This window comes from Actinoplanes palleronii (genome assembly GCF_016862315.1).
GTDB lineage: Bacteria > Actinomycetota > Actinomycetes > Mycobacteriales > Micromonosporaceae > Actinoplanes > Actinoplanes palleronii.
This window is the reverse complement of the sequence record NZ_BOMS01000002.1, coordinates 1-9,565: the sequence shown is the minus strand read 5'-3', so window position 1 is coordinate 9,565 and position 9,565 is coordinate 1. Positions and strand designations below refer to the sequence as shown.

Annotated in this window: 10 protein-coding genes; 6 read left to right on the top strand and 4 right to left on the bottom strand. The window is 71.9% G+C overall.

What is annotated here, in order from left to right:
- Positions 1-80 precede the first annotated feature (80 nt).
- The 4 genes from Apa02nite_RS00290 to araD all read left to right on the top strand — a co-directional run bounded on the left by Apa02nite_RS00290 (position 81) and on the right by araD (position 4,138).
- The gene (locus Apa02nite_RS00290) at positions 81-860 is read left to right on the top strand and encodes an MBL fold metallo-hydrolase (protein ID WP_203823270.1); all 780 of its coding nucleotides are present in this window, start codon (positions 81-83) and stop codon (positions 858-860) included.
- Positions 861-958: 98 nt separating this feature from the next.
- Positions 959-2,227, top strand: coding sequence for a GlnX family signal transduction membrane protein (locus Apa02nite_RS00285; protein ID WP_239164006.1), 1,269 nt, complete (start codon positions 959-961; stop codon positions 2,225-2,227).
- 63 nt (positions 2,228-2,290) lie between these two features.
- On the top strand, positions 2,291-3,334 hold the full coding sequence (gene pstS / locus Apa02nite_RS00280; protein ID WP_203823268.1) for a phosphate ABC transporter substrate-binding protein PstS: 1,044 nt from the start codon (positions 2,291-2,293) through the stop codon (positions 3,332-3,334).
- A gap of 90 nt (positions 3,335-3,424) precedes the next feature.
- Positions 3,425-4,138 carry an L-ribulose-5-phosphate 4-epimerase AraD gene (gene araD / locus Apa02nite_RS00275; RefSeq protein ID WP_083971924.1) on the top strand — a complete coding sequence of 238 codons (714 nt, stop codon included), beginning with the start codon at positions 3,425-3,427 and terminating at the stop codon, positions 4,136-4,138.
- A gap of 182 nt (positions 4,139-4,320) precedes the next feature.
- On the opposite strand, the gene Apa02nite_RS00270 is transcribed toward araD, so the two are convergent.
- Positions 4,321-4,719, bottom strand: a complete 399-nt coding sequence (locus Apa02nite_RS00270; RefSeq protein WP_203823267.1) for a hypothetical protein — start codon at positions 4,717-4,719, stop codon at positions 4,321-4,323.
- Here Apa02nite_RS00270 and Apa02nite_RS00265 point away from each other — a divergent pair.
- Complete coding sequence (locus tag Apa02nite_RS00265) at positions 4,678-5,628, top strand: hypothetical protein (protein ID WP_203823266.1); 951 nt, start codon at positions 4,678-4,680, stop codon at positions 5,626-5,628. The genes Apa02nite_RS00270 and Apa02nite_RS00265 overlap by 42 nt on opposite strands.
- Positions 5,629-5,640: 12 nt before the next feature.
- Here Apa02nite_RS00265 and Apa02nite_RS00260 read toward each other — a convergent pair whose 3' ends face one another.
- The 3 genes from Apa02nite_RS00260 to Apa02nite_RS00250 form a co-directional block, all read right to left on the bottom strand.
- Positions 5,641-6,183: a hypothetical protein gene (locus Apa02nite_RS00260; protein WP_203823265.1), complete on the bottom strand. Its 543-nt coding sequence runs from the start codon at positions 6,181-6,183 to the stop codon at positions 5,641-5,643.
- A gap of 81 nt (positions 6,184-6,264) precedes the next feature.
- On the bottom strand, positions 6,265-6,774 hold the full coding sequence (locus Apa02nite_RS00255; protein WP_203823264.1) for a DUF3592 domain-containing protein: 510 nt from the start codon (positions 6,772-6,774) through the stop codon (positions 6,265-6,267).
- A gap of 468 nt (positions 6,775-7,242) precedes the next feature.
- Complete coding sequence (locus tag Apa02nite_RS00250; protein WP_157441691.1) at positions 7,243-8,241, bottom strand: LacI family DNA-binding transcriptional regulator; 999 nt, start codon at positions 8,239-8,241, stop codon at positions 7,243-7,245.
- 337 nt (positions 8,242-8,578) lie between these two features.
- Here Apa02nite_RS00250 and Apa02nite_RS00245 point away from each other — a divergent pair, with 337 nt between their 5' ends.
- Positions 8,579-9,547 (top strand): ABC transporter substrate-binding protein, encoded by a 969-nt coding sequence (locus tag Apa02nite_RS00245; protein ID WP_373872799.1) that lies wholly within the window; start codon positions 8,579-8,581, stop codon positions 9,545-9,547.
- Positions 9,548-9,565 lie beyond the last annotated feature (18 nt).

The window sequence follows — 9,565 nt, the reverse complement described above, 5'->3', positions numbered from 1 at the left end:
ACCAGGCTGAACCTTGCCCCTGGGGCAGGGTCAAGCGAGGATGACCCGGAAACCAGGCCCACCGGGAGAGCGAGAACGACGTGCGGGTCCATCACCTCAACTGCGGCACCATGCGCGTCCCCGGCGGTGACCTGGTCTGCCACGTGCTGCTGGCCGAGAGCGACGCCGGCCTGGTGCTCGTCGACACCGGGTTCGGGCGGGCCGACCTCGCCGACCCGGCCACCCGCCTCGGCCCGCCCCGGCACCTGCTGCGCCCGGTGCTGGCCCCGGCGGAGACCGCGGCCGCCCAGGTCGAGCGGCTGGGGTTCCGGATCGAGGACGTCCGGCACATCGTGGTCACCCACTTCGACTTCGACCACATCGGTGGCCTGGCCGACTTCCCGCACGCCAAGGTGCACGTCACCGCGGCCGAGGTGCAGGGCGCGCTGCGTCCCTCGACCGCTCAGGAGCGCCGCCGGTTCCGCGCGGTGCAGTGGGCGCACGGCCCCGACCTGGTCGAGCACACCCCGGCCGGGGAGACGTGGCGCGGGTTCGCGGCCGCGAAGGAGCTGACCGGGATCGCACCGGGTTTCGTCCTGGTCGCGCTGCCCGGCCACACCCGGGGACACGCCGCGGTGGCCGTCGACACCGGTTCCCGCTGGCTGCTGCACTGCGGTGACGCCTTCTACCACCGGGGCACGCTGACCGGCGACCGCGTACCGCTGGGTCTGCGCCTGGCCGAGACCGGGGTCGCCTTCGACCGGGCCATGGTCCGGGCCAACCACGCCCGGCTGGCCGACCTTCATCAGCGCGCCGAGCCGGACCTGACCCTGCTCTCCGCCCACGATCCGGTGATTTATGCGGCTCTCGCCGTTTCCTGAAATACGAAGGATTAAGCGAAGAATGACACGCGAGAAACGTGAGATGAACGCGAGAGCGTGATTTCGGGGAATTGCGGTGGTGGATTACCGTGACCCGCGTGTCAGCGCTCCGGGAAGCGACAAGGAACGAAACCCCCGCCCGTCTGCGCCTCTGGTCGGCGCTCGTGGTGACCGCGGCCGCCGCCCTGCTCGCCGCGACCGGTCTGGTGATGGCCCGGGTGCAGGACCAGGTCCGGATCATCGGCCGCGAGGCGGCGCCCCAGGCGGCCACCGCGGCCGACCTCTACTTCGCGCTCAGCGACATGGACGCGCAGGTCACCCGGCTGTTGCTGACCGGCGACGCGGACGCGCTGGCCGGGACCCGGGTGGACGCCCTGGGCGCCTACCGGTCCCGGTCCCGGCAGGTCGACGCCGACCTGCGACTGCTGATGAGCAGCGCGGCGCCGGTCGATCTCCTGGACGGACTTGCCGTTTATCACCAGCGCATCGGTCAGACCCTCGCCGCCGGGGAAAAGGGCGCCGCGGGTGCATTGCCGCCGGACGCCCTCGGCTATTTCACCCAGGCCACCAATATCCTTCACCTTCGTCTGCTCCCGGCCGCCCAGCAACTCCGGGACTCCGCCACCACCCGCCTCGACGAGGCGTATTCCGCCAAACGTGTCACCGAATCCGTCGGCCTGACCCTGGCGGTGCTGCTCGGCGGCACGCTGCTCGCACTCCTGGTCGTGCTGCAGGTCTGGCTGGCCCGCCGGTTCCGCCGGTCCTGGAACCCGGCGCTGCTCGCCGCGACCGGGCTCAGCCTGCTGATCACGGTCGCCTCGGTCGTCGTGCTGTCCGCGCAGGCCACCCGGATGACCGGCGCCCGCGCCGCTGATCTGAACCCCTATCTGGAGCTGTCCCGGTTGCGCGCCGTCGGGTACGACGCCGCCGCGGACACCAGCCGGTACCTGGTCAGCGGCAACCTGGCGCTCTACCGGGACGGGTTCGCCGGCAAGTCCGGCTGCGTGACCGGCGAGGGCTGCGACGGGCCGGGCGTCGGCGCGCTGGCCGGGGACGAGGCGCTGCGCCGCTGGCAGGCCTACCGGCGCGATCACGAGAAGGTGCTGCAGCTGACTGATGCTGGTCGCACCGGCGAGGCGGTGGACGCGCTGACCGGCATCCGCCGGGGCGACGCGGCGTTCGACTTCGCGTACTTCGACGCGGCGGTGGGCGCGGTCACCGCCGTACGGAAGCAGGGTTTTGACCGGGCGTTGCGCGGCGCGGAACGCACGCTGCGCGGCTGGACCGGCATCCCCCTGGTGGTTCTCGGTCTGGTGATCCTGCTGGTCCCGCTCGGCGTCCGCCGGCGCCTCGCGGAATATCGCTGAGACGGACGCGGAACGCTTGCGGTGCGCCGACGGTCGATGCCGACAACCGCTGAGAGGTACGACGTGAGAAAGCTCCCCGCGGCCGCCCTGGCCGCCCTCCTCCTGCTGCTGACCGGTTGTGACGAGCCCGCCGAGTCCGCCGACCCGGTACCGTGCGCGACGGGTGCGGCGAGCGGCCAGGGCTCCTCGGCCCAGGCCAACGCGATCAACGAGTGGATCCGCCAGTACCAGATCGCCTGCGCGGAGGCGGCCGTCGGATACGACAGCACCGGCTCCGGCGCGGGCGTGCGCGCGTTCCTGGCCGGCACCGGTGACTTCGCCGGCACCGACGCCCCGCTGACCGATACCGAACAGGCCACCGCCACCACCCGCTGCGGCGGCACCCCGGCCGCGCACCTGCCCCTGGTGATCGGCCCGATCGCGCTCGCCTACAACGTCGCCGGCGTCGCCGAGCTGCGGCTGACCCCGGCCACCATCGCGAAGATCTTCAACGGCAAGGTCACCACCTGGCGTGACAAGGCGATCGCCGCCGACAACCCGGGCCTGGTGCTGCCGGCCACCCCGATCCGCCCGGTGCACCGCGAGGACAGCTCGGGGACCACCGCGAACTTCACCCGTTTCCTGGCCGGCGCGGCCCGGGCGGACTGGCCCTACCCGCCGGGCAGCGCCTGGCCGGCCCCGGGCGGTCTGGCCCGGTCCGGCAGCGACCGGCTGGCCGCGGCGATCGCCCGCACCGACGGCGCGATCGGCTACGCCGAGGCCTCCTACGCCCGGGTGAACGAGCTGGCCATGGCCCTGGTCGGCGACGCGCGGGGCGACTTCGCCGCGCCCACCGACCAGGCCGCGGCGACCGCCGTCGCGTCCGCGAGAAGTACCGGCGATCTACGGCTCGAGGTGAACTACCCGGATCTGTACGGTGGTGCCTACCCGCTCGTGCAGGTGACGTACGAGGTGGTGTGCCGCACCGGCGCCTCGGCGGTGGCCCGCGGTTTCCTGGCCCACGCGGCGAGTCCGGCGGGTCAGGCTGCCGCGTCGAGGGCCGGATACGCACCGCTGCCGGATACGCTGCGTGAGCGGGTCGCCGCGGAGGTCGCCACCCTGCGGTAACCCTCGGTGTTCACGCTCACAAGCCAGTTCACCACGAGCCCGTGATCACCTATAGTTAGCGTTAACAACCGGGTGGAAGGAAGCGGCATCGTGACGATCGGATCGCAAGCCCTGCGCCAGGACGTGTGGCTGGCCAACCAGATCATCCCGAAGGCCGGACTGGCCCAGCTCACCTGGGGCAACGTCAGCGGCGTCGACCGTGAGGCCGGGCTCTTCCTGATCAAGCCGTCCGGGGTGTCGTACGACGATCTCACCCCCGACATGCTCGTCCCGATCGACCTGGCGACCGGCAAGGTGCTCGGTGGTGACCTGCGACCCTCGGTCGACACCGAGTCACACCGCGCGTTCTACCTGGCCTGGCCCTCGATCGGCGGCATCACCCACACCCACTCGGCCAACGCGGTCGCGTTCGCGCAGGCCGACCGGGACATCCCGCTGCTCGGCACCACGCACGCCGACACGTTCAACGGCCCGGTGCCGGTGACCCGGGGGCTCACCCCCGAGGAGTGCGCGAACGACTACGAGTTCAACACCGGTCAGGTGATCATCGAGCTGATCGGTGACGACGAGGCCGCGGCCGCCATGCCCGCGGCGTTGGTCGCCAACCACGGCCCGTTCACCTGGGGCGTCAGCCCGAAGAAGTCGGTCGAGCACGCGATCATCGTCGAGGCGGTCGCCGACATGGCGATCAAGACGCTGGCGCTCAACCCGGCCGCGTTCACGCCGCAGCACCTGCAGGAACGGCACTTCAAACGCAAGCACGGCCCGGGCGCCTATTACGGCAACCCGGGCGTCAAGTCCTGATCCACCCGGGGACGCATCCGTAACCGGCCGTCGCGGCAGCGAGCGGCCGGTGCCGAACAGAACGTGATGCGCCCTCTCGGGTTGCCGCTTTCTCCCGCCTTTGAGAGCGGGTCAGGGGGATGGCGCGGCCCGCCGGCCCGGGCGTGGCTGGGAGCATCGCCCGGGCCGGCAATAACTTCCGGTCAAGGGGCTTTCGCCGTACGCCGTACCGCGTACGCCGGAAGCCCCTTCTCCAGCACGTCGAACGCGGCCCCGGCCATCCGCCGGGCCTCCGCCCGTACGACATCGGGGTCTTGTTCTGCCTGGACCCGGCGCCGGATCTCGGCGTGCAGCGCGGCATCCGCCGCGACCAGCAGCGCGGCCGCGATCCGGGGCATCGGATCGTCCCCGGTCGCGCCGGTCTCGCTCCGCAACGTCTCGGCGAGCAACTCCTCGGCCCGGTCGCGCATCTGCCGGACCCGGGCCCGCAGCGCCGCGCTCTCCTCGACCACCCGCCAGAACGCCGCCATCCCCGGGTTGATCCCGAGCGTCGCCGCGCCGTGATCGAGCTCGGTCAGGAACGCCCGCCGCAGCGCCGCCACCGCCGATGCGAGCCCGGCCCGGCCGAGGACCCGGCCCGGATCGAGGCGGCCCTGACCGCGTTGCACGGTGACCACCCGTTCCTGGTCCGGGGCTACGTGCACTACGCCGACGCCGGGGCGGGACTGCCGGCCGCCCCGCCGGAGCCGGAGCAGTACGCGACCGGTTCGCGCCGCCTCGACCTGGTGGCCTGCTTCCGCGAACCGGGCGCCGACCTCACCGGCTGGCTCGCCTTCCTGCGTGATCAGCTCCGGACACACGGACCGCGGCTGGCGTCGCTGCAGATCACCGAGGAGCCGAACCACGCCGGGCCGGGCGGCGACGGCGGCGCCCCGGCGGTCCGCGACGCGCTGATCCGCGGGGTGATCGAGGCGAAGCGGGAGGCCACGCGGCTCGGCCTCGACGTCCGGATCGGCTGCAACTCCACGCTGGACTTCGACCCGGCGCAGGAGTTCTGGACCGACCTGGGCCGGCGCGGCGGCGACGAGTTCCGCTCCGCGCTGGACTACGTGGGGCTCGACTTCTTCCCGGACGTCTTCCGGCCCGTCCCGGCCGGGCGGCTCGCCGCGATCGTCACCGGGTCGCTGATCGGGTTCCGGGAGTCGAGCCTGGCCGCGGCCGGCCTCCCGGCGACGCTGCCGCTGCACATCACCGAGCACGGCTGGGGGACCGGGCCGGGCCGGAGCGCGGAACGTCAGGTGGAGGTGCTGGAGCTGGTGGTCGGGATCGTCGCCGGGCTCGCCGAGCGGCTGGCCATCGAGGTGTATGAGTACCACGCGCTGCGGGACGCGGATTCCGGCGGTGTCGAGCCGGTCTTCCGGCTCGGGTTGCTGCGCGACGACTACACGCCGAAGCCCGCGTTCGAGGCGTATCGGCGGCTGATCGCCGCCCGGTCCCTCAGCGGCCGCTGATCGTCCGGTCCCTCAGCGGCCGGTGATCTCGCGGACCATCGCCCGGACCCGCCGGCGGAGCCCGACCGGCGCCGGTCGGGCGTTGCCGGACCGCGGGAACGGGGCGCGGGTGTTGCGATTCGCCCCCGGCTCGTGGCCCGCTGCCGGAGCGCCGTTGCCGGTGCGCGGCCGGGGGATCGCGGCGGCGGGCGGGACCGGCGTCTCACCGGTGGCCGGGCGGTGCCAGGTGAACCTGGTCCCGGCCAGGGTGATGGTCGCGCCGGGTGGGCAGAGCCCGGTCTGCCGGTCGGCCGGATCGTCGGTGCGACCGTAACTGATCATCAGGCTGACCGCGGTGGCCTGCGGGTCGGTGTGCACCGCCCAGACGTCGCCGTGGCCGGGCAGCCCGGAACCGTTGCGGGTGAGAACGGCGGCCCGGCCGCGCAACGGGATCGTCACGTCGTGACCGAGCGGGCCGCGGACACGCAGCGTGCCGGACAGTCGCGGGTGCCGCCGGCGGCGTAGCCAGCCGGGGACGCCTCCGCGGGACGGGGGTTCGCTGTCGCCGTCGACCACCCCTCGGACTGTAATCGGCGTGAGCGGTGCGGAGCGGGTTCATTCACCGCTGCGGGTGAGCTGAATCCTCCTCGCGACGACTCAGGGGAAGCTGCCGGGGAAGTCGCCGAACGTGCCGTCGTCGAAGACCGGGCTGTCCGGCGACAGGAAGATCAGGCTGGTCATGAAGAACGCGACCCCCGCGAAGAGCAGGAAGATCGCCCCCACGATCACCGCTCCGGCCATACCGGCGCCCTGCCCGTCGATCGGCACGGCCCGCTCCGGCTGCTCCGGGTCGAAGGCCACCGTGTGCTGCGTGCCGGGCACGTGCGACAGGTTGCTGCGCTTCTCGGCGATCACCGTGCGTACCTCACGGCCGAGCTGAGTGCGGAACGTGACCACCGGGAGGAAGCTCATCCGGCCGTGACTGTGCGACTCGACCGAGTTGTCGATCACGACGGCCACCGCCCGCTCCCCGGTCGCGATCAGCCGCCGCGCCCGGTTCCAGTGCCGCAGCCCCCGGTAGATCATGAAGAGGCCCACCCCGGCCGGCACCAGCACCAGAAACGCCGACACCAGCAGCCCGAACGCCGGAACCCCGTCCTCCATCATGGCGCGCACTGTACCCACCGGTAGCCACCACCGGACCTCCGTCCCGCCCAGGTCCGCGCCCTTCCGGTCCGCCCTTTCACGGTACGAACGAGGAGCGCCCGTCCGTAGGCTACGAGCCACGTCCCGCCCGTGAGGCCACGCGAGGCCGCAGCCACCCCGGACCGCCCCGCGCCTCCCCACCCCGGCTGGTCGTGAGGGGTGTCTCCCTGCGATCGAGGCACCCCTGAGAACCAGCCACCCCCCGGGTCCGCTCGTCGGCGCGAGACCCGGGCTGGTGCTGGCGGTCCCTTCGAGGGGCTCGAGGCAACCGTGAGAGCCAGCCGGGGGCGGGAGGCGCGCGGCGGTCGGGAGTGGGCAGGGCGTCGCGGTGGCCTCACGGGCGGGGCGTGGCTTGTAGCCCGCGGGCGGGACTGCACATTCGTACCGTGAAAAAGCGCCTGAGGGGACCGCGGTCCGGAGCGGAAGGGGTCAGTCGAAGCGGGGGGCGGTGCTGGCTCGGAGGACCAGGTCCGGGGCGACCAGGACGTTCGGCGGGGGGTCGGCGCCGTCGGCGCGGGCCATGTGGTGCAGCAGCAGGGCCAGGGCGCGGCGGCCCATCTCGGCGAAGTCCTGGTGCACGGTGGTGAGCGGCGGCATGAAGTAGCCGGAGTCGGGCATGTCGTCGAAACCGACGACGCTCACGTCGTCCGGGACGCGGCGGCCGGACTCGTGCAGGGCGCGCAGCACGCCCAGCGCTATCCGGTCGTTGGCCGCGAAGATCGCGGTGACCGAGGGGTCGGCGGCCAGGCGGCGGCCCTGCTCGTAGCCGGCGGCGGCGTCCCACCAGCCGGGGGAGATCGCCGGGACGACCGCGCCGGCCGCGTAGAGCGTCTCGCGCCAGCCGTCGACCCGGGCCTGTGCCTCCGGCCAGTCGGGCGGGCCGGCCGCGTGGTGCACGGTGGCGTGGCCCAGGTCGAGCAGGTGCTGGGTGGCGAGGCGGGCGCCGGTCACGTTGTCCACCCGTACGGTCGGGAAGGGCTCGACGCCGGAACCGGAGCCACCCACCGCGACGCACGCCAGGCCGGCCGGCGCGTGGGTGAGCGCGGTGGTCACGGCGGGTTTCGGGGCGATCGCGATGATGCCGTCGACGTCGTGCTGGGCGAGGCGGTCGACCGCCTCGAGGACCGGGTGGTGCGCGAGCTCGCGCACGGTCGCGACGCTGACCAGGTATCCGGCTGCGCGGGCGGCGCTCTCGATGCCGTAGAGCATCGACTCGGGACCGAACAACGTGGTCTCGAAGCCGATGATGCCGAGCGTCCGGGACTCCCGGGTGGCCAGGGTGCGCGCCGCGAGGTTGCGCCGGTAGTTGAGCGAGCGCATCGCGGCGAGCACACGCTCGCGGGTCTCCGTCCGCACGTTGGGATGATCGTTGATCACCCGGGAGACGGTCTGGTGGGACACGCCGGCCAGCTTCGCGACGTCGCGCATGACGCTTCCCCGCTCCTTGCCGGATCGCGGCCGAAGGACGGGTGAGGGCATCGGGGCAGCCGGTTCGACGTCCGGCGCCGGGTCTGAGGTCGGCATTGGACGATTCCTAGCAGGTAGTCGTTCGATGACCTGGGGTGAAACCGGCGTTCTTGCAATCTGCCTGAAACAACGATGCTGATCTCTTGACGATCACGTTGAGAACGGTAACACTCACGAAACGCAAGCTGTGACCCCGGTCGCAGCATCGAGGGAGATCTTCGCGGCCAGGGCACCCGTGTGCCCTCCGCTGCTCTTTTGTTAACGGTAACAGTCTCAGGAGGTTATGGTGCGCGTGAAGATGATGGCGGCAGCAGCGATGACGGGCCTGCTGGCCGTGTCCGCGCTGGCCGGTTGTGGTGACAAGGACGCCGCCGGCGGCAGCGACGACGGCAAGCTCGTCATGGGATTCTCCCAGGTGGGTGCGGAGAGCGGCTGGCGCACCGCGAACACCAACGACATCAAGGCGGCGGCCCCGGCCGCCGGTATCGAGCTGAAGTTCTCCGACGCCCAGGGCAAGCAGGAGAACCAGATCTCGGCGATCCGCGGCTTCATCACCCAGAAGGTCGACGTCATCGCGTTCTCGCCGGTGGTCACGTCCGGCTGGGACGCGGTGCTCAAGGAGGCCAAGGACGCCGACATCCCGGTGATCCTGACCGACCGCGCGGTGGACTCGCAGGACACCTCGCTGTACAAGACCTTCCTCGGCTCGGACTTCGTCAAGGAGGGCAAGGAGGCCGGCGACTGGCTGGTCAAGGACTCCGCGGGCAAGACCGGCCCGATCAACGTGGTCGAGCTGCAGGGCACCACGGGCGCGGCGCCGGCCATCGACCGGCAGAAGGGCTTCGCCGACGCGATCGCGGCCAACCCGAACATCAAGATCGTGAAGTCGCAGACCGGTGACTTCAAGCGCGCCGACGGCAAGACGGTCATGGAGCAGTTCCTCCAGTCCACCCCGAAGATCGACGTGCTCTACGCGCACAACGACGACATGGGTCTGGGCGCCATCGAGGCGATCGAGGCGGCCGGCAAGGTGCCCGGCAAGGACATCAAGATCATCACGGTCGACGCGGTCAAGGACGGCATGACCGCCCTCGCCGCCGGCAAGATCAACTACATCGTGGAGTGCAGCCCGCTCCTCGGCACCCAGCTGATGGAGCTGGCCAAGAAGGTCCACGCCGGCGAGTCGGTCGAGCAGCGGATCCTCACCCAGGAGACCACCTTCACCCAGGAGCAGGCCAAGGCCGCCCTCCCGGACCGCAAGTACTGAGTCATGGCAGGTGCGGAC

Excerpts from the sequence above, each read along its gene's own strand:
- Apa02nite_RS00245 (WP_373872799.1), top strand. The coding sequence starts at position 8,579 with ATGATGGCGGCAGCAGCGATGACGGGCCTGCTGGCCGTGTCCGCGCTG.
- Apa02nite_RS00255 (WP_203823264.1), bottom strand. The coding sequence starts at position 6,774 with ATGATGGAGGACGGGGTTCCGGCGTTCGGGCTGCTGGTGTCGGCGTTT.
- Apa02nite_RS00250 (WP_157441691.1), bottom strand. The coding sequence starts at position 8,241 with ATGCGCGACGTCGCGAAGCTGGCCGGCGTGTCCCACCAGACCGTCTCC.